Here is a 20,545-nt window from a genome sequence, read left to right on the forward strand (position 1 = left end):
CTTTGCCTGCACGGAGTTCCCCCGTGCAGGCTTTTTTCCGGCCCCACCGAAAGGCACGCGGCGTTCCATCCGACCGAGACAAGCGGCAGCGCCGACGCCCGTGGACGGACATGGCGGGCCACCTATTGCTCCATAAGCGCGATACCATTTGCTAACCAAATTGCGTGAAACACGCGCGTATTCTCGGCCATTGACCATTTTTAGGCGTTTTGTCGGCTAGCATCCTTTGCATCGTCACACAGAGGGTGCAGCCGGTTCTAGTTCACCAGGCAAGACCGTGCACTCCGGCGTCTTTGAAGGGTGCTCCGGCGGTGAAAAATTCTAGTGCCAAGGATCAGGCCACACGATTGAGCGGTCCCCATATCTGCACCGGGGTGGGCAACCAGGTCACGGCCGTCATCCGTGACAGCCTGTTATGGGCCGCCGATCAGAAGGGAGGCACCCTGACCGCTTCGGAAATCTCGGGCATCATCGACAATGTATCCAGCTCCGAAAGTCTGTTTCGGATTTACCAGCACAACTACAACAAATGCGGCGAGATACACGAACGGCGCAAGTTCGTCATCATGGACAAGAATTTCTTCTCCGTGTTCGTTATCCGGATACTATGCAGGAGAACGGCAAAAAGGGTCTTCAGCGACCAGATCAAGCGCTCCGACCGGTTCTGGGAGGTTCATTTTGCCCGGGCTCAAGCCGATTTTTTCGATACGGAAATCGATCAGGAGTTCAAAGACCACCTTTATGCCCGCTATCGGGATCTGACCCGGATCCATACGGCTCAGCTTTCGCCCAAGCAGATTGTCGGAGATACGGATCTGATCAAGATCGTCCGCAATACGGTGATGCACATGCAAAAGCGCCCCGACTACAGCGAGGCCTTTTCCAACTGCGTCAACCAGGTGCTGTCAAAGACCTATCACGCTTTCGGCCCCTCCCCCATCAAGATTTCGGAGCCTCTGGTGGAGAAATACACCAAAGCTTTGAGAGAGGATCCGCTTCTGGGTCCGAAACCGAAAACGGCCATCCTTGGTTAGGCCGGGCCCGGGCAAGGCGCAAATCCATTAAAGACCGGGACCAAGGCTAGCCGCTGTCCGCGGTCTTCAGCCGCGCAGCGATGGCATCGGCCGAGACCGCATTTCCGAACAGCACACCTTGAACGTTGAAGCAGCCCAGATCGCGCAAGCAGTCCGCCTCCTGTTCGGTCTCCACACCCGTCGCCACCACATTGAGCTCCAGGCTGCGCGCCAGGTCGATAATCGCCTTCACGATCAAAGTGCTCGGTTCGTGCTGCCCAAGGCCACGCACGAACGAGCGGTCAATCTTGATGGTATCGATCGGAAAGTCGCGCAAATGGGTCAAGGAGGCAAAGCCGGCCCCGAAATCGTCAAGCGCGACGGACAGGCCGGCTTTGGACAGGCGTTCAAGCTGTTGCTGGACGATCTGGAGATCCTCGTTGAGCAGTGTCGTCTCACCGATCTCGAACCGGATGGAACCGGGATCGATTCCGGCGTCTTCCAGGCAGGCAAGCGTCTGATCGGCAAATCGGTCCGACTGGAACCAGTGATCGGAGATGTTGAGCGATATGATTCCCGGATTGCCGCCTTCGGCCTGCCAGCCGCTCATATGGGAAAGAACCGTTTCAAAAACGCATTTATCGATGATCCGTGCGCTTTCCGGGTCATCAAAGGCCGGCTTGAAATCATCGGGCCCAAACAAGGTGCTATCCGGCATCCGGATCCGCACCAGGGCTTCGGCGCCCAGCCGGATCCGCGTCCTGGAATCGATAATCGGCTGATAATGCGCCTCGATCCGCTGTTCATGGAAGGCATCGCGCACCCTGTCGATGGCGGCCCGGCGGACGCTGAAAATGTTCTTCAGCCCTTCATGGTAGAACATGGTCCGGCCACGGCCGCTGCGTTTGGCCTTGTAAAGAGCCATATCGGCGCAGCGCATAAGATCTTCCGGCCGCTCCGCATCGTGCGGCGCCCGTGCAATGCCGATCGAGGCCCCGATATACAGGCGCTCCTGGCCGTAAATCACCGGCTGTTTCAAGGCCTCGATCAGGCCGTCCGTCAGCACCCGGAGACCATCGACCGTATCGCGCATATTGGCGGCGGTCGGCACCAGCATGGCAAATTCATCGCCGGCAAGCCGGGCGCAGAACACATCAGCTCCGGCATGGGCTTGCATGCGGTCTGCCATGACGCGGATAACACGGTCTCCGGCGGCATGTCCCAAACTGTCGTTCACCAGTTTGAAGCCATCGAGATCGATAAGGATCAGCCCAAGTCCGCCCGGCGCGGATGCCCCCTTTCTCAAGTCGGCATTCAAGCGTTCATGAAACCACTTCCGGTTGGCCAGACCTGACAATCCGTCGATATGAGCCGCTCGCCAAAGCGTCTGGGCATCCTGGTATTGGCGGGTAACGTCCTGCATCACCCCCAGAACCGTCTGCTTGCCGCCCTCTCCGGATTGCAGCTCACCGGAAAACCGCACGCGCCGCTTCCGGCCCAGTGCGGTCACGAAATCCGCCTCCACATAGGTCGCACGGCCCAGCGCGAAATCCTTCTTGAACTGGTCAACGACACGTTGCCGCTCATCACCGGGAAAAAACTCGACCGCTTCTTCCAGTGACGGAGATGCGCCGATCGGCAGATCGTGAAGGCGGAAAATCTGGTCGGACCAGCTGGTTTCACCCGTATCCCAGTCAATCTTGAACGCTCCGACCTCCGCCATCTGCTCGATCTGTTTCAAGAGCCGATGCTGGGCGGCTAACTCGTCGTGCTGATTTTTGTTGCTGTGCGCGGCGGCCTCGAGATCGGCGGCCGCCTTGTAGGCCCGAACCAGCCCTTCGGTGACTTTCGCCATACGCCGCAATTGGTCGATCTCAGCCGGCAAGGGCTCACGCGGTTTTTGATCAATGACGCACAGGGTCCCGATGTTGTGCTTGCCGTCGATGCTCAGCGGACAGCCCGCATAAAAGCGAATGAAAGGCTCTCCCGTGACCAAGGGGTTGTCGGCGAAACGCCGATCTTCAAACGTGTCGGGCACGATCATAACGTCTTGCCCGGTGATCGTATGGGCACAGAACGCCGCTTCGCGTGGCGTATCCTCCGCATCAAGGCCGCATTTGGCTTTGAACCACTGGCGGTCGGCCTCAACAAAGGAGATCAGGGCGATCGGCACGCCAAATGTGGCCTGCACGACCTGTACCACAGCGTCGAATTCGGGCTCCTGGGAGGATCCCACGATCCCGATTGCCCGCAAAGCCTTGATGCGTGCCTCCTCATGCGGGGGAAGCGGGAAGTTATTTGACGTCATTCAGAATCCCACCTACGCGTGCTTCCGCGACCGTAGGCTGAATTCCATAACAAAATTCGAATACATGCACCTGAAATTTCAAAAGAACTTTCTGCATTCTTTATATTGTAATATTTAACATTGCTTTTTCTATAGAGGACTTAAGAATTGCCCTGTCGCCGATCTCATTGGCGAGGATAAGGATCAGGCGTGCGTTCAACGCATCGCTTTCGTCTTTGCTCAGCCCCTCATGGGCAGCCAAAAGATCTGCATAGAAGTCATCCGGACGGTCAAGATTTGGGGTCGCGGTGGTCGATGCAGACATATCAGAACTCCTTCCCAATTGATTTGGCAACGGCGCCAGCAATCGCTCCCTCGTCAAAACCGGTCCATCTGGCGGCCACATGCTGATCCGGCCGGATCAGATAGACGGCCCGATCGGCCTCGCCCATGTATCTGTCCCGAAGAACCGGATTGAGGCCCGGACCGGTCAGGGTCAGGCCCTCAACGGCAAGGCCGTCACAGTGAAGAGCCGGTGGTACTTCACAATTCATGCCGAGCAATACAAACCGATTGCCGAGCCTGTCGATCAGCCAGCCCTCATCCAGCGGCGCATCCACAACCGGGGCGCCGGGACAGAGCCGCGCCGGCAGGTCCGCCGCGTCCGGCCCGTTCAACGGAGAAACGCGATAGGTGCTCGGCAGGGACAGCCGGCCCGAATTCACCAGCGGACGGGCAAACGCTTGGGTCTCGGCAAGATCAAGCACCGCATCGCGGAACAAGCGACTGACCTCGGACTTCGGCGTGATGAAGTCCGTCGAGCGGCTGGAGTTCAGAATATTCTCGTCAGCCGCGTACACCCGTTCGGCATCATAGCTGTCGAGCAGGCTCTCGGGCGCTTTTCCGGACAGCACAAGATCGAGTTTCCAGGCCAGGTTGTCGGCATCCTGAAAGCCGGAGTTCGCGCCGCGGGCGCCAAAAGGCGACACCTGATGGGCGCTGTCCCCGGCGAAGATCACGTGCCCGTGCCGGAACTTCTCCATCCGCCGGCATTGGAAGGTGTAGATCGACAGCCATTCGAGAGAAAACTCGACCTCCTCGCCGAGCATCTGCTTCAGACGCGGGATCACCTTTTCCGGCCTTTTTTCCTCGTCCTTGTCAATGTCCCAGCCGAGTTGGAGGTCGATCCGCCACACGCCGTCTGGCTGCTTGTGCAACAGCGCGGACTGGCCCGGGTTGAAGGGGGGATCGAACCAGAACCAGCGTTCTGTCGGGAAATCCGCCTGCATGATGACGTCGGCGATCAGAAAATTGTCTTCAAAGACACGGCCCACGAAGTCGAGCCCCATCATGTTCCGGACCGGTGAAGCAGCCCCGTCGCAAGCGATCAGCCAATCGGCGTCGAGATCATAGGACCCGTCCTGGGTGTCGATGGACACGCGGGTATGATCCTCGCGCCGGTCCAAACCGGTAACCCTGTTGCCGCCCCGGATCTCTATCGGCTTTCCCTTCGACTGGAGTTCCCGCGCCCGCTCGACCAGATAAAGCTCACAGTAATACTGCTGGAGATTGATGAAGGCGGGACGCTTGTGATGATCTTCGGGCAGAAGGTTGAAATCGTAGACCTTCCGGTCCTTGAAAAAGACCTTCCCCAGGTTCCAGACCACACCCTTGTTCACCATCGGATCGCCGCAGCCAAGCCGGTCGAGGATCTCAAGCGAACGTTTCGCGAAACAAATGGCCCGCGAGCCGAAGCTTACCTTGTCATTGTCGTCCAGCACGACGACTGGCACATCCTTCATCGCCATGTCGATCGCGAAGGCAAGGCCGACCGGCCCCGCGCCGATCACCACGACCGGATGCCGCACGGGCGCTGCCGCCGACTGGTCGGGCGAAGGCTGATAGGGATAGAGCGGCGTTTCAAATATCTTGGTCATTCGGTGTCCTCCCACAGCCTGTTGGCAAGATGTTTCTCGGCGACAGGATGCCGGTCGAAGCGGATGAAAAACTCGTCGAGCTGGGGCGGCGCGACGGATGTCGAGTCCAGCATAGCGTGCACCTGGCCCCGGTGATGGATCTGATGCTGGAACAGATGCAAAAGCGTATGATCGACGCGCTCGTGCCACAGGCCGTCCCCGCCCCGGTCTTGCGGGACTGTGCGCTTGAGGTCCCGATCGGCCAATCCATCGCAAAACGCAGTCAACCGGCCGTCATGCGCGGTCTGGGCTCCGGCCAGTTCGGCGGCCGTCTCCAGAGCCGGCGCATCAAAGACCGAACGCCCCCGCCCGCTTTCGGTCAAGGCGTCAAGATAATAGCGGTCCACCTGCAGAATGTGGTTGAGCGTTTTGGAGATGGACGGGAAGAAGCCCGCCCGCGCGGCATCAAACTCCGCCGCCGAAAGGGCGCAACAGGCCTCGTAGAGCCGTTCATTGGCGTAGGCGTTGTTGCGCGCCATCAGGCGGAGATGATCCAGCACCAAAGACATCAGCCCTGGAGATCCTGCCACATCCTGGCATCGCGCTCGGCCGTCCAGATGCGCGGCGTATCGATACCGCGGGCCTCGTCATAAGCCCTTGCGACATTGAACGGGAGGCAGTGCTCGTAGATGGCGTAGTCCTTGAACTTCGGATCGCATTCGGCCCGGACCGCGTCCCAGGCTTCTTTCAGACTGCCGCCGCGGGCAACCACCTTGGCGACCGGACGATAGGTGCTCTCCACGAAGTCGCGGGTGCTTTCGATGGCGGCATACACCATTTCGGGACCGACCAGCGCGTCGCCGCGCCCCGGCGCGATCGATTGCGGATCGAACGAGCGGATGGCATCCAGCGTGCCGCCCCATTCCTCGAAATGGCCGTCCCCGCAATAGCAGGCCGAGTGGTACTCGACGATATCGCCGGTGAACATCACCTCCTCATCCGGCACCCAGGCCACGATATCGCCCGCCGTGTGGGCCCGGCCCAGATGCATGAGATCGACCCGGCGGTTGCCAAGATAAACGGTCATGCGCTCGGAAAAGGTGGTCGTTGGCCAGGTCAGGCCGGGGATGCTTTCATGGCCCTGGAACAGGCGCGGAAACCGTTGGAATTCGCTTTCCCAGTCCTCCTGACCGCGCTCCGCCACCATGGCCCGCGCGCCGTCGCTCATGATCACGGTGGGCGCCTGATAAGCCGATGCCCCCAGCACCCTGACCGCATGATAGTGGGTAAGCACAAGGTGGCTGATCGGCTTGTCGGTGACGGAGCGCACCTTTTCGATCACCTTGTTGGCAAGGCGCGGTGTCGCCTGCGCCTCGATGACCATCACGCTGTCATCGCCGATGATCACCCCGGAATTGGGATCGCCCTCGGCGGTAAAAGCCCAAAGATCGCGGCCGATCTCGGTGAAGGAGATCTTCTTTTCTTCCATATCGCCTGCGGAGGCAAATTGCTTGGTCATATCTCTCTCATCTGTTTTCGAACACCGGACCGGCGACCGGGCCAGTTTGGAAATGTCAGTTCGCGGTTTGCGCCAGTTCGCGCAGAATGGCTTTCACCGACAGGACGTCCCCATCAAGGTCGGTCACGATGTCGTCGACAACGGACTGGTCATCCTCCACCACCACGGTGAAACGGGTTTCCCGGTAGGCCTGGAACTCGGCCTGTGTTCCAAAACACGCCATTGCCTGAAACCGGGCAACAACCTGGGTCACACCATTTGCGCTTGACCCCGGTTCGATCGTGAGGTTTTCCAGCGGACAGCCGTCCTGCGCATTGACGATGACGTCCCAGTTGAACGGTGACCCCATCTCTTTTGCATCTTCGGTGGCGGCCGCCTTGCGGTAGAGCTCGGCAAACTCGGTGCTGTAAAGCGCCGCCAATCGGTCATCCGAGAAATAGTCCTCATAGCCCGAAGCCGAGGCCGACCAGTTCGTTTCGGCAAGCGCCATCAGTGACGCGACCGGCGCAGTTGGGTCGGTGGCCAGAGCGGACGCCGGACATAAAACCAGCGCCGCAATCGGCAAAACCTGTCGGATCATCTTCATCTTCTCGTCTCCACTAACGGGCGCGGGGGGCGTCTGACAGGCCCTCTTGCGGCTCCGGCCCAATTCCCCCCGTTATCCGCCGGTTGCGTGACCGGGCAGTGATCGGCGGCGCCGCCTTCAGGCCGCCTTTTCAACTTTCTGCTCAATCGCGCCGAAGACCGAATGCCCTTGCTTGTCGAGCATCTCGATCCGGACCTCATCGCCGAACTTAAGGAACGGGGTCTTCGGCGCGCCGGCGTTGATGGTTTCGATCATGCGGATCTCGGCGATGCAGGAATACCCGACACCGCCATCTGCGACCGGCTTGCCCGGACCGCCGTCCAGCTTGTTGGATACGGTGCCCGAGCCGATGATCGTGCCCGCGCCGAGCGGCCGCGTCTTAGCCGCATGGGCGATCAGCTGGCCGAAGTCGAAGGTCATGTCGACCCCCGCATCAGCCCGGCCAAAGGGCAGGCCGTTCAGGTCGACACGGAGCGGCAAGTGCAGTTTGCCGCCGTCCCAGGCCTCACCCAGACTGTCCGGCGTGACAGCGACCGGCGAGAAGGCCGAAGAAGGCTTGGACTGGAAAAAGCCGAAGCCCTTTCCGAGTTCGGCCGGGATGAGGCCGCGCAAGGACACATCGTTCACCAGCATCACGAGGCGGATGGCCTCGCGGGCCTGTTCCACGCTCGCGCCCATCGGCACATCATCGACGATCACGGCGACCTCGCCCTCCATGTCGATGCCCCAGGCTTCATCGCCCATCACGATGGGGTCGCGCGGGCCGAGGAACGTGTCCGAACCGCCTTGATACATCAGCGGATCGGTCCAGAAACTGTCCGGCATCTCCGCGCCGCGCGCCTTGCGCACCAGTTCCACGTGATTGACATAGGCAGAGCCGTCCGCCCACTGGTAGGCCCGCGGCAAAGGCGACATGGCGTCGTGCTCATGGAACCGCAAAGACGGCACCGCATCATGGCTCAGGCTCTCGGCCAGGACCTGCAGTTTCGGGGCCACCTCCGCCCAGTTGTCGAGCGCCGCCTGAAGGGTCGGAGCAATGTGGTCGGCATAGCTGCAGCGGGTGACACTGTCATTGACGACCACCAGCCGTCCGTCCCTTGTGCCATTCTTCAGTGTGGCGAGTTTCATTGAGCGCTCCTCGTTAGGGTCAGGCCATCGCGGCCGATTGTGATTGGTCCGGCATAGTGGCCCCGAGTGGCCGCCAGCCAGTCTTTTTCGTCAAACCCCGGCAGATCCGCCGGGATCAAATGGTTCAGCACAAGCTGCTTGGCACCGGCCGCCGACGCGATCCGGGCGGCATCGGGAGCCAGCGTATGGCTGTCCATCAGATGGGTGCGCAGACGTTCTCCGTTGCCGGTGATCTCGACGATCTTGTCGACCCCGTCCGCCAGCATGGCCTCATGGACCAACACATCGCAACCACTTGCAAAGCCGGCCAGCGGCGGGAAATAGGTGGTGTCGGCGCTGAAGACAACACACCAGTCGGGGGTGCGGAACTTCAACGCGAAACACTCGGTCACCGGCGGATGCTTGACCCGCAGGGCGGAGACCTCGAGGCCTTCCAACCCAAGCGGCCCTTCGCCATATTCAACGACCGTCACAAAATCCCGCGGGTCCGGTCTTCCCTCATCGGCAATCCGAAGGTCGATATCGTATCTCATCGAGGCCAGGAAGCCCGTCCAATAGGCGGCGGTGCCGGAGGGGCCGAACACCGTCACCGGCGTTTTCAAGCCGGTCGTCCAGGCCGTGTGGATCAGCGGCCCCAGTTCGAGGATGTGATCAGAATGCAGGTGCGTGATGAAAATGAGATCGAGCTCTTTCAGTGTGACACCAGCTTCGACCAGCCCGCGCGTCACCCCCAAACCGCAATCGATGACGCAGCGGCGCCCGCCAATTTCCAGGAGGCTGCTGGTCGGTGACGGCCCGCCAGGGCGGATCGCCGGTCCACCCTTGGTACCCAGCAGCACAAGGCGGTCCTCTATGGTTTTTCGGTCTCCCACGAACTGATTCCCCAGAAAGCCGCCTGAACGCTGATGTTCCAACCAACCCCAAAATGGTCATCCCGGACGCAGCGCAAGCGGAGATCCGGGATCGGGGCACCCTCATTCCATCTGTGTGATGCCGCACATCCACCAGAAACTTCGAGGCTCGCCGATCCCGGCTCAAGGCCGGGATGACGGCAGCGGGCTCGATTCACTTAGAGACCCAAGTCCCGGATCACATCCGGCACGGCAAGGCCCCTGCCCCTTTGCCTCTACTTGTCCCAAGTGCCTTCAGGCGTGCCGTCGTATTTCTTTTCCAAACTGTCCCAGCAGTCGATGTAATCGTCTTGGAGGGGGGCCTCCTTGGCCGCAAATTCCGTCAGGTGCTGCGGGAACCGGGTCTCGAACATGAAGGACATGGTCTGGTCGAGCTTATGCGGCTTCAGATCGCTTGTGGAGGCGCCTTCGAACGCTTCGCGATCCGGCCCGTGCGGCAGCATCATGTTGTGCAGGCTCATGCCGCCCGGCACGAAGCCCTGCGGTTTGGCATCATACTGGCCATAGATATTGCCCATCAGCTCGGACATGATGTTCTTGTGGTACCAGGGCGGACGGAAGGTGTTTTCCATCACCATCCAGCGCTCGCGGAACAGCACGAAGTCGATATTGGCCGTACCCGGCACGCCGGACGGCGCTGTCAGGACGGTGAAAATCGACGGATCCGGGTGATCGAACAGGATTGCGCCGATCGGGCAGTAGGTCCGCAGGTCGTATTTCACCGGCGCATAATTGCCGTGCCAGGCGACCACATCGAGCGGCGACTGATTGATGTCGGTCTTGTGGAACTGGCCGCACCATTTGATCGTGAGCGTCGACGGCACCTCGCGATCCTCATACCAGGCGACGGGTGTCTTGAAGTCGCGGCGGTTGGCCATGCAGTTGGCACCGATCGGACCCCGGCCCGGCAGCTCGAATTTCTGGCCGTAGTTTTCGCAGACAAAGCCGCGCGCCGGCCCCTCCAGAAGCTCGACCCGGTAGACCAGCCCGCGCGGGATGATGGCGATTTCCTTCGGCTCCAGGTCCATGACACCAAGCTCGGTGTAGAACCGCAACCGGCCTTCCTGAGGCACGATCAGGATCTCGCTGTCGGCGGAATAGAAATAGTCATCGATCATGCTGTCGGTGACCAGATAGATATGGCTCGCCATGCCGACCTGCGTATTGACGTCGCCGGCGGTCGTCATGGTCCGCATGCCGGTCAGCCAGGTCAGCTTGTCTTCCGTGTACGGCACCGGGTCCCAGCGGTACTGGCCGAGCGAAATCACATCGTCGACCACATGCGGGGCGGACTTCCAATAAGGCAGATCGATCTTCGTATAGCGGCCCGAATGCTTCACCGAAGGCCGGATCCGGTAACACCAGGTCCGCTCGTTCTGGTGGCTGGGTGCCGTGAAGGCCGTGCCGGAGAGCTGCTCGCCGTAAAGGCCAAAGGCGCATTTCTGCGGGCTGTTCATGCCTTGCGGCAGGGACCCCGGAAGGGCTTCGGTCTCAAAGTCATTGCCGAAACCGGGCATGAACTCGAGCTTCGCCTGATTGATGGAAAGACCACGCGAATCTGCGTGGGCGGTGTTGATTTGGTCCATGGTTGCGTCCTCCCGCACCGTGCTGGCCTCAATTTAGTTTCACTTGTAACCAAATGGATCGTAGCGGTCAAGCGCGACCTCATCCGCCCCGGCCGCAAACGCCTTTTGTGGCCGTCCGCAGGCCATTTCTTCCGAACGGGTAGCTTTGGCTTAACTTTCCCAGCCTACCCTGAGAACAGGTTCGTTCATGCATAAGGTTGCCCGATGTCACTCAGAAACCGCATCTTTTTTGCCGCCACCGGCGTTTTCCTTGTCGGTTTTCTCGCCTTGGTCACATCCATGACCTTGATGATCCAGAGTACGACCAGCAAGTCTGGGGAAGACCTGATTATCAAGACATCGGAAGCACTTTCTCTGGAAGCCAGCGAAACGATCGGCGCGGCGCAATTGGCGGCGCGCGCGGCCGCAGATGCCCTGGAAGGCCTTCAACATGCCGGCGTGACGGACCGGAACGCCTATGGCGCGGTGATGCAGCACCAGATCAGTCAGAACAAGCATTTCGTCGGCGGCGGCGCGATCTTCGAACCCAACATGATCGGAGCCGATGCCGATAGCCCCGGGACGGGCTTTTCCGACGACAGCGGCCGCTTCATTCCCTATTTCTACAACGATGGAGCTTCGGTTGCCTGGGAGCCTTTGATTTTTGGAGGCGATAGCGGGTCGGAAGAATGGTACGACAAACCCAAGAATCTTGGCCGCGACACCGTGACCGAGCCTTATCTTTATCCGGTCAATGGCGTTGATGTTCTCATGGCGACCGCCTCGTCTCCCATTCTGGACCAATCCGGCAAGGGCATCGGCGGGGCGACCATCGACATCTCTTTGGCTGGCCTCCAGGAAATCATCAGTGCCGATCGAGCCTATCAAACCGGCTTTTCCGGTCTCTTGAGCGAAAATGGTGTCTGGGTATCCCATCCCGATACCAAGCTTTTGGGACAGACTGCGGACGCCTCCTATCTTGCAAAGATCCGGGCCCTTTCGGGGGGCTCATCCTTTACAACCGAAGCAGGCATGGCTGAGGTCATCCACGCATTTGAACTCAACGGCACGGGCCAGAACTGGTTTGTCGTGGTTGCCGTTGAGGAAAGCGAGCTTCTGTCGGCCGCGAATTCGACCATGGGCATCGGGCTCCTGATCGCCGCCATCCTGCTGGTCGGCGGAACAGGACTGATGTGGGTGTTGGGCACGACCATCGCAAAACCTGTCCAGGATCTGACGGCTCGCATGCGGGATCTGGCAGCTGGGGACGTGGATACCCAGGTGGCCCACCTCGAGCGCAAGGATGAAATCGGCGAGATGGCCAACGCCCTCGAGGTCTTCGTCGAAAACGAGAAAGAGCGCCGTGTTCTCCAATCGGACACGGAACGGAGCACTGAAGCCCAACTGCATCGGCAGAAAATGATCGATGCCATGATCATCGACTTCGAAGACAGTGTTCGCATGGCCCTTGAGCAAGTCGCGAATGACAGCAGGACGATGGAGCGGACGGCCGAATCTCTCGACACGATCGCACGCGACACCAGCGCCAAGGTCGCGAACGTATCGTCTTCGTCGCAGGTAGCCCAGGGCAGCGTTCAAACCGTTGCTTCGGCCGCGGAAGAGTTGTCGGCCTCCATCTCCGAGATCAGCCGGCAGATCGATCAAACGAAGGAAGTCGTCAGCAGCGCAACCGGCGCAGCTCAGGCATCGAACCAGAAAGTGGAAAGCCTTGACAGCGCCGCACAGAAAATCGGCGAAGTCGTGAGCCTGATCCAGGCGATTGCCGAGCAAACCAACCTCCTCGCCCTCAATGCCACGATCGAGGCCGCGCGGGCCGGCGAGGCCGGAAAGGGGTTTGCCGTCGTGGCCGCCGAAGTAAAGGAACTGGCGACACAGACCGCAAAAGCGACCGAAGAGATTTCAACCCAGATCACCGGCATCCAGGCCTCGACAAAGGACGCCGCCGGATCGATCGAGGAAATCGCGGCCATCATGGAACGCGTAAACGAGTTCACCGGCTCGATTGCCGAGGCGATTTCGCAGCAAGGGGAAGCAACGCAGGAAATCTCGAATAATGTGCAGCAGGCTGCGCAGTGCACCAACGAGATGACCGGCAGCGTCGAGGATGTGATGCACGGGGCGACCGAAACCAGCACATCGGCCGCCGATGTCTTGTCCGTGTCGCAAAGCGTTTCCGCGCAAGCCCAGGAGCTGGGCAAAAAGATCGCGGACTTCCTGGCACGGGTCCGGGCCGCATAAACCCGGCCAACCCAAGACCGATCCGACCCCCGGACGTGAAAATCCGGGGGTATTCTTTACGCCGTTTCCAGCCGAACCTTCTTGCCTGTGCGCCCCTTTCGCGATAAGAACAAAACAAGAACTTTGAACAGATCGAGTTTGCCATGACCGCGCCATTTGCACCTCCGCCCGCATCCGCAGAGCCGACACCAAAACCGGCCGGTGTCGCCGGTACGCTACTGGGGGAGCTCACCCGGACCGATCTCGACACAATGGTGCTGTATCTGGAGAGGGCGCAGGACAGAGCGGAGCGGATCCGCGAGAACACGCCCGCTGGCAGTTATCTGGACCGGGTGCTCGAGCGGACCATCGCGGGCATCGCCCTGGAACTCACCCAGCTTCGCTACCTGCTTGGCGAAAGCAACGAGTTGCCGTCGGGCTTTTCCTCCCCTTTGACCAGACGGCGCATGCATCCCGCGCTTTAGGCCGGCGGGTGGCGGAGCGGCATCAACCAACCGGCCAGAGCCGCCGGTTCCAATGCATCCAAAAAACGTCCGGCCTTGCCCGTCGATCTTGACGGTGCTGTCCATGCGCTCAATGGGCGGGACGCCTCTTGAAAATGCGCCTCGGCCACCACACGACTTTGAATCGGACGCAAGAGCACCGACTTCTCTTTGAGAATTCCCCGGGCCAAACTATTGTCCGGTGAAGTGCCCCCTGTCGGTGAGATCCGTTTCCAAATGGTCCTTGAAACCAGCATCCTGTTCTGCCTGATCCTTCTCAACGGCGCCCTCGCCATGTCGGAATTGGCCATCGTTTCCGCCCGTCCGGCTCGGCTCAAGACACGCGGAGACCGGGGCGCCCTTCTTGCGCTGAAGCTGGCGGAGGATCCGGGCCGGTTCCTGTCGACGGTTCAAATCGGAATCACCCTTGTCGGCGTTCTGTCCGGCGCCTTTTCCGGCGCCACACTGGGCCTGAGGGCATCGACCGCGCTGGAGGCGGCCGGATTGTCCCCGGATGTCGCCCAGCCGCTCGGCGTCGGGTCTGTCGTGGTTGCTGTGACTTATTTGTCCCTAGTGATTGGCGAACTGGTTCCCAAACAGGCCGCCCTCGCCAATCCGGAAGGCATCGCCGCGCGCGTGGCGCCGGCCATGACGGTGCTTGCATTTTTCGCCGCGCCGCTGGTCTGGGTCCTGGACAATTCGGGAAAACTCCTCTTGTCGGTGTTGGGGCTCGACCGCAACCAGAAGCAGCGGGTTACGGACGAAGAAATCCAGCTTCTGATCTCCGAAGCAGCGACGGATGGCGTGATCGAAAAGGGCGAGACCGAAATGATCGCCGGCGTCATGCGCATTGCCGACCGCTCCGCGAAAGGCCTGATGACCCCGAGGCACGAAGTCGTGGTGGCGGATGCGAGGGAAAGCCGCGAGCAAATCCTGAACCGGTTCATCGAGAGCGGCCGGACACGCCTGCCTTTGCGGGACGGCGGCGCGGACGAGATCATCGGCATTTTACACATCCGCGACCTGCTGGCCTCACGTCCCGACGCCTTCGATCCGCGTGAGTTGATGATGAACGCCCCGGTGATCCATGACGGCCTTCCCGCCATGGATGTGGTCGACCGTCTTCGCGCATCCAAGGAACACATGCTCCTGGTTTATGACGAATACGGTCATTTCGAGGGCCTGGTCACCGCGATGGATATTCTGGGAGCGATCGCGGGAGGATTCGATGAAACCGAGCACGACGAGCCGAAGATGGTGGAACGGGAAGACGGTTCCTTCCTGGTGGCCGGCTGGATGCCGATCGACGAATTCTCGGTTTCGCTGGGCCTCTCGCTGGCCGATGACGGCGACTATGAGACGGTGGCCGGGCTTGTACTGTTTCTCTCTGCCGAACTGCCGAAGGTCGGGCAGATCGTCCGGTTGGGTGACTGGCGGATCGAAGTGGTCGACATGGACGGACGCAGGGTCGACAAGCTTCTGGTGCAGAAGGTCCCCGTGAGCGCGCCAGATGCGCAGTCCACCAGGTGACCGGAGGCTTACCAAAACAAAAAGTGATCCGCCGCCATTTTCCTCTTCAGGTTGCATTCTGTGAGTTGCTGATATCTCTTTTCAACCGCCAATCCCTCGGCTAGCGTCACCAAACCCGTAACTGGAGATCCCCCTCATGCGTCTTGCCGCCCTACTTGCCGCAGCTTTGCTTGCGTCTGTCTCGACAACCGCATTCGCGAAAGACAGGCTGACCATCGTTCACGTCAATGACCTTGATCGAATGGAGGGGACGGGCGACACCGGCGGTGTCGCCCGGCTCGCCACGGTGATTTCGGATATCCGCGCCCAAGGCGGCACCGTTCTGGCGACCAGCGCCGGCGACAGCATTTCCCCGTCCTTGTTGTCGAGCTTCGACGAAGGCGCACACATGATCGCCCTGATGAACATGGTTGGGCTGGACGCCATGGCGCTTGGCAATCACGAGTTTGATTTTGGCCCCGATGTGCTGCGCACGCGCATCTCGGAAGCGAATTTCACCATGCTTTCCAACAATGCCTACGAGCCGGACGGCACCCTTGTGGACGGGGTTGCGGACAACATGATGGTCGAGGTTGGCGATCATACCGTTGGCCTGTTCGGCCTTACCACCGACGGCACGGCCGTGAAATCCTCACCGGGCGATGTCACCTTCAAGGATCCGGTCGAAGTGGCGGCGGCAACGGCGGCCGCGCTGCGCGAAGCCGGGGCGGATGTCGTGATCGCGCTGGCGCATACGGACCGGCCGGAAGACATCCAACTGCTTGAGGCCGGTGACATTGACCTGCTGCTGTCGGGCGACGATCACGACCTGGTCATCAGCTACAACGGCCGGGTCGCCATGGTCGAGAGCAGCAGCCAGGCCAGTCTCGTGACGGTGGTCACGCTTGACATCGAGACGGTGGAAGGCCGCAGGGGACCGCAGGTCGAATGGAGTCCGGCATTCGAGGTGATCAACACGGTGGCGGTCGAGCCGGATCCCGTTGTGGCGGCCGAAGTGGCGAAATATGAAGCGTTCCTGTCAGCCGAACTCGACATTGAAATTGGCGAGACCCCGGTTCTGCTCGACACGCGGCGGACAACCGTCCGGGCCGCTGAAAGCGCATTCGGCAATCTGACCGTGGACGCCATGCGGCTCGAAACCGGGGCCGATGTGGCGATCACGAATGGCGGCGGCATCCGGGGCGACACGACCTATGAGCCGGGCACGGTGATCACCCGCCGCGATATCCTGACGGAACTGCCCTTTGGCAACAAGACCGTGTTGCTGGAGGTTTCGGGCGCCGACATCCTGGCGGCGCTGGAAAATGGCGTTTCGGCGGTCGAGGATGGCGGCGGCCGCTTTCCCCATGTGTCCGGCATGACCTTCGCCTTTGACAGCTCCAAGCCGGCCGGCAGCCGGGTGTCCGGCGTGATGATCGGCGGCGCACCCCTCGACGAAGGCGTGACCTACCTTCTGGCGACCAACGATTTCATGGGCAATGGCGGGGACGGCTACGCCATGTTCGCCGGCAAGCCAAGCGTGATCGAGGCAAACGCGGCCGAGTTGATGGCCGCGCAGGTGATCCGCGCTTTTGAAACCGGCGGTGCCGTTCCAACGCTCGACGGGCGGATCACCCAGATCAATTAAAACAGGTTCCGGTCGGATTGCCGCATCACGCTCCAATCTGACCGGGACAATTCCTGGTGTTTTCGGAGTGTAGAAGCGGTCTCTCCTGTTTCGATTGATCGCGAGGCGATTCAGTCTTGTCAGGAGAGCAACCAAGCACAGCAATCGGTCGTGGCCTTTGGAGGCGTTCCGGTTTTCCCGAAGGCCGCAGCCGGATGGCGGGACCGGCAGGATGTGTTCGACTACATAGAGATGTTCTACAACCCGAAGGGCAAGCATGTCAGGAACGGGATGCTGTCGCCCTTCGAGTTCAAACGACGACAGGAAATGAGAACCGAGGGTGTCTAGAAAACTCGGGGCGTTTTTATAAAGCGTCCAAAGATGCCCGCCCGCTCAAGACGCGATCAGCTCGGGACGTGATTCAGGTCCGATGAAACGCCCGCTGATCTAGGTCAGCCCCGCGAAGCGCACGCAATTCCGGCCTTCTTTCTTTGCCGTGTAGAGAGCGGAATCGGCGCGGGCGATCAGGTGTTCGGCCACCTCAGAGCCATTGAACAGCGCAACGCCCTGGCTCAGGCTCGTCCGGATGATCTGTCCCTCGTGATGGACCGTCACCGATCCGACCGCGATGCGAACCCGCTCAGCAACTTCCAGAACCACCGTTTCATTCGCATCGGATAGAAAAACAAGAAACTCCTCGCCGCCATATCTTCCCAGATGGTCATAGCCCCGGAGGGTGTGTTTGATCCGGCCTGCCACTTCCCTCAGGACCGCATCCCCACCCAGGTGACCGTGCGTGTCATTGACGGATTTGAAGTGATCGATGTCCGCCATGATGACCGCAACACCATGGTCCTTACGCCGGGCTTTCGAGAGCTCGGCTTCAAGCAGTTCCATGATGGCGCTGCGGTTCAAGATCCCCGTCAACCCGTCGTGCATCGCCTGGTCCTTCAGCTTCTTGTGCGCCTCGACCAGCTGTCCGTTAAGATCATAAAGCTGCTGATAAAGTAGGCTTTTTTCGATGATCACCGAAACCTGTCCGGCGATCTGCAAAAAAGTCTCGTGATGAAGGTCGCGATACGTGTTCTTTTCCCGGCTTGAGAAAAACAGAAAGCCGAGCGGCTTGCCGTTGGCGATCAGCGGGCATGTCAGGCTGGAGTTGATGCCTTCAGCCACAACAATGCGGGTCGCTTTCGAATGCGGGTTCTGCGCCAGATGCGCCTCAAGATCGTTGAGGATCCGCGGCTGGCCGGTCTGAAGGATCTTTTCCAGGCTGCTGCCGGCCATTCGAGCCGAATAGTTCTTGCTGATGCGAAGATCGCGATAATCCGCCTTCGCCCAGAAAGCGCGCAGCTTGCCACCGTTGTCTTCCAGCAACGCGCAGCCGATGCGGTCATAAGGGATAAGCTTGTGAAACGTCTGATAGATCCGTTCCAGAACGTTCTCGGCAAAAAGCTCGCTCCCGATTTCGAGCGAGAGTTCCTGAAATTTCCGGAATTCGTCGAAGCGGGCTTCCAGCCAGTTTCCCAACTGCGCCAGCTCGCTGCCGAAGGCATCAATCGGGTCGGCGATATTGCCGGGAACGGGAACGGCGCCGAATTGCCCGGTCCGCATCTGCCGGACAGCGGCTTCATAGGCTTCGAGACGCTGGAGGTCATTTGCTGTGATTGAGACTGGCATGTTCTTCTCTACTCCTCCACTGTTTGCTCCGCCCGTCTCCTTGCCAGCAACGTCGGGAGCACCCTGACGATCTGATCAGCTGCGACCCGGCCACTGCGGCGTCGAGCCGAAGCTGCCACAGGGCTGACAAGCTCCGCCGCAGCCCCTTCCCAAACCGCCTGCCCAAGAATAAGCAAAACAACGTACCCTGCACTTCAAAAATTACTGAAAGAGGGGCGATATCTTTACTTTCAAGAGAAATGTATTTCTCAAACCTCACCCAATAGTGAATTCAAAGCTACACACAAATAAGCAATCCTGCTTGGAAATGCCGGGCCAAAACCGTTTTCGAAGTTGGGTAGAAAACCGGGCGTCCGGCCAACGGACCCTGCGGCACCCGTGGCGTCACGGCAGGCCGACGGCCCTGCGCGCGGCAGCGCTTTTTTTGAAAAACCGGGTTTGCGCCGATCTTCGGCTTACGCTGCGGCCTCGTCGCCCGGCGCCGTTTGCCACCCCAGATCGGTCAATGTCACGATGCGGTTGCCCCGCAAGTCCGTTGCGCAGACCAGAAACCCGCGCTCTTCCATATGGCTGAGCAGCCAGCGCGCCCGGCCGGGCGACCTCGTTCCATAGACGGTCGCAATTTCCTGGTTGCCCGGACAGGGGGCTTTGGCCAGCGCGGCCTTGGCCAAAAGAAGATAGACCCCGCGCATGTCATCGGGAAGTTCAGCGGCGATGAGTTCGGCCTGCTGCCACGCGCTTTCGTCGACCTCTTCCCTGTCAACACCGGCCCGGGCCACGGAGAGCTTTTCGCGGAAAACCTGAAGATCCGGCGCGCCGCCGGGCAGTTTCGCGATCCGGCACCGCACCTGGAAATCCTGATACAGCGCGGCAATCGGCTGGAATGCAGCATCCGGGTCTTCCAGCATGTCCGCAATGATGGCGTTGATCCTGTCTTCGCGCTCCCCGTAGTCGAGCAAAGTCCGGGCTGGTTCCACAGCGTCCCGCGCGGCCTGGCTCGCTGCGTTGAGTTGATTTAGAACGTCACCAGTGGAGGCAACCGGCTCGGGCGCACGCGGCCGCGGGACCGGCAACTCTCCAGGTGCCGGGGTGAAGATCAGGTCCTTCGCATCGCCCGCGGGCTGATCCGGCAAGGGCAGAAGCTTCGGGCTCCCGCCCCGGCCGGCGGTCTCGACAGGGCCGATCTTCACGGCCAGGGGGCGGCGCGACAAAGCCGGCCCCAGTGCAATGAAATGCCCCCGGTCCAGATTGCGGAACTGTTCGGCCTGACGCCGCTCCATGCCCAGAAGGTCGGCGGCGCGGGCCATGTCGATGTCAAGAAACGTCCGGCCCATCAGAAAATTGGAGGCCTCGGCAGCCACGTTCTTGGCAAGCTTTGCCAGGCGCTGCGTGGCGATCACGCCGGCCAGTCCGCGTTTGCGGCCCCGGCACATCAGGTTGGTCATCGCGCCAAGAGACCGGCGGCGTGCTTCTTCCGTCACCTCGCCCGCCGCTGCCGGTGCAAAAAGCTGCGCCTCATCGACAATCACGAGCATCGGATACCAAAGTTCACGGTCCGCCTCGAACAGTCCATCCAGAAAGGTGGCGGCCGCCTTCATCTGACGGTCCGCATCCAGCCCCTCCAGATTGAGGATCACTGAGACCCTATGCTGACGAACGCGGCCCGCGATCATCTGCAGGTCCTTTTCGGTTCCGACCGCGTCAACGACCACATGGCCGTATTTGTCCGCGAGCGAGACGAAATCGCCCTCCGGATCGATGATCGCCTGCTGAACCCAACTCGCGGACTGTTCCAGAAGCCGGCGCAACAGGTGGGACTTGCCCGATCCGGAATTGCCCTGCACAAGCAGGCGCGTGGCCAGGAGTTCTTCCAGGTCCATGCCGGCGCGCGCGCCGCCCGTCATCTCTCCCATGTCGATTTGAACCGTCATGCGTTTTCCCGGCGCGAAGTTGGCAACCTGGCAGGCCTCTCAAGTCAACTGTGTCGTGCAGGAACGGCGGAGCACGAATCGAATGCCCGCAGCAAAGTCCCATGGCGCATCCGTTGCGGTAACCAAAAAGGA

The 20,545-nt window shown here is 60.5% G+C and carries 16 protein-coding genes and 1 pseudogene; 6 read left to right on the forward strand and 11 right to left on the reverse strand.

Annotated features, from left to right (window positions below; all coding sequences use genetic code 11):
* The first annotated feature begins 347 nt into the window (after nt 1-347).
* The gene (locus F0184_RS11175) at nt 348-1,034 is read left to right on the forward strand and encodes a hypothetical protein (protein WP_150496267.1); all 687 of its coding nucleotides are present in this window, start codon (nt 348-350) and stop codon (nt 1,032-1,034) included.
* Between the two features lie 46 nt (nt 1,035-1,080).
* Here F0184_RS11175 and F0184_RS11180 read toward each other — a convergent pair whose 3' ends face one another.
* From F0184_RS11180 to hmgA, 9 genes are all read right to left on the reverse strand, one after another.
* Nucleotides 1,081-3,321 (reverse strand): sensor domain-containing phosphodiesterase, encoded by a 2,241-nt coding sequence (locus F0184_RS11180; protein WP_150496268.1) that lies wholly within the window; start codon nt 3,319-3,321, stop codon nt 1,081-1,083.
* A 100-nt stretch (nt 3,322-3,421) separates the two neighbouring features.
* On the reverse strand, nt 3,422-3,625 hold the full coding sequence (locus F0184_RS11185; RefSeq protein ID WP_150496269.1) for a DUF2783 domain-containing protein: 204 nt from the start codon (nt 3,623-3,625) through the stop codon (nt 3,422-3,424).
* 1 nt (nt 3,626) lies between these two features.
* Nucleotides 3,627-5,237, reverse strand: a complete 1,611-nt coding sequence (locus F0184_RS11190) for an FAD-dependent oxidoreductase (RefSeq protein ID WP_150496270.1) — start codon at nt 5,235-5,237, stop codon at nt 3,627-3,629.
* On the reverse strand, nt 5,234-5,785 hold the full coding sequence (locus F0184_RS11195; RefSeq protein WP_150496271.1) for a DinB family protein: 552 nt from the start codon (nt 5,783-5,785) through the stop codon (nt 5,234-5,236). The genes F0184_RS11190 and F0184_RS11195 overlap by 4 nt, the downstream gene beginning before the upstream one ends.
* Nucleotides 5,785-6,735 (reverse strand): MBL fold metallo-hydrolase, encoded by a 951-nt coding sequence (locus F0184_RS11200; protein ID WP_150496272.1) that lies wholly within the window; start codon nt 6,733-6,735, stop codon nt 5,785-5,787. The genes F0184_RS11195 and F0184_RS11200 overlap by 1 nt, the downstream gene beginning before the upstream one ends.
* A 55-nt stretch (nt 6,736-6,790) precedes the next feature.
* A complete protein-coding gene (locus tag F0184_RS11205; protein WP_208998436.1) occupies nt 6,791-7,321 on the reverse strand; it encodes a hypothetical protein in 531 nt (176 codons plus the stop codon).
* A gap of 117 nt (nt 7,322-7,438) precedes the next feature.
* Nucleotides 7,439-8,449 (reverse strand): fumarylacetoacetate hydrolase family protein, encoded by a 1,011-nt coding sequence (locus F0184_RS11210; protein WP_150496273.1) that lies wholly within the window; start codon nt 8,447-8,449, stop codon nt 7,439-7,441.
* Complete coding sequence (locus F0184_RS11215) at nt 8,446-9,321, reverse strand: MBL fold metallo-hydrolase (protein ID WP_244299125.1); 876 nt, start codon at nt 9,319-9,321, stop codon at nt 8,446-8,448. Before F0184_RS11215 ends, F0184_RS11210 begins: the two co-directional genes overlap by 4 nt.
* Nucleotides 9,322-9,575: 254 nt before the next feature.
* Nucleotides 9,576-10,946, reverse strand: a complete 1,371-nt coding sequence (hmgA, locus tag F0184_RS11220) for a homogentisate 1,2-dioxygenase (protein WP_150496274.1) — start codon at nt 10,944-10,946, stop codon at nt 9,576-9,578.
* Between the two features lie 204 nt (nt 10,947-11,150).
* Here hmgA and F0184_RS11225 point away from each other — a divergent pair, with 204 nt between their 5' ends.
* From F0184_RS11225 to F0184_RS11245, 5 genes and pseudogenes are all read left to right on the forward strand, one after another.
* Nucleotides 11,151-13,184 (forward strand): methyl-accepting chemotaxis protein, encoded by a 2,034-nt coding sequence (locus F0184_RS11225; protein WP_150496275.1) that lies wholly within the window; start codon nt 11,151-11,153, stop codon nt 13,182-13,184.
* Between the two features lie 143 nt (nt 13,185-13,327).
* Nucleotides 13,328-13,648, forward strand: coding sequence for a hypothetical protein (locus F0184_RS11230; RefSeq protein ID WP_150496276.1), 321 nt, complete (start codon nt 13,328-13,330; stop codon nt 13,646-13,648).
* Nucleotides 13,649-13,903: 255 nt separating this feature from the next.
* The gene (locus F0184_RS11235; RefSeq protein WP_150496277.1) at nt 13,904-15,196 is read left to right on the forward strand and encodes a hemolysin family protein; all 1,293 of its coding nucleotides are present in this window, start codon (nt 13,904-13,906) and stop codon (nt 15,194-15,196) included.
* 136 nt (nt 15,197-15,332) lie between these two features.
* Nucleotides 15,333-16,823 carry a bifunctional metallophosphatase/5'-nucleotidase gene (locus F0184_RS11240; RefSeq protein ID WP_150496278.1) on the forward strand — a complete coding sequence of 497 codons (1,491 nt, stop codon included), beginning with the start codon at nt 15,333-15,335 and terminating at the stop codon, nt 16,821-16,823.
* A 204-nt stretch (nt 16,824-17,027) separates the two neighbouring features.
* A pseudogene (locus tag F0184_RS11245) lies at nt 17,028-17,150 on the forward strand (IS3 family transposase); the annotation flags it as partial.
* 99 nt (nt 17,151-17,249) lie between these two features.
* Here the strand turns inward: F0184_RS11245 and F0184_RS11250 are convergent.
* Both F0184_RS11250 and F0184_RS11255 read right to left on the reverse strand, forming a co-directional pair.
* Nucleotides 17,250-18,482: a sensor domain-containing diguanylate cyclase gene (locus F0184_RS11250; protein ID WP_150496279.1), complete on the reverse strand. Its 1,233-nt coding sequence runs from the start codon at nt 18,480-18,482 to the stop codon at nt 17,250-17,252.
* 455 nt (nt 18,483-18,937) lie between these two features.
* Nucleotides 18,938-20,413: a helicase HerA domain-containing protein gene (locus tag F0184_RS11255; RefSeq protein WP_150496280.1), complete on the reverse strand. Its 1,476-nt coding sequence runs from the start codon at nt 20,411-20,413 to the stop codon at nt 18,938-18,940.
* Nucleotides 20,414-20,545: the final 132 nt, after the last annotated feature.

Source organism: Roseibium aquae (assembly GCF_008711285.1).
GTDB classification, from domain to species: domain Bacteria; phylum Pseudomonadota; class Alphaproteobacteria; order Rhizobiales; family Stappiaceae; genus Roseibium; species Roseibium aquae.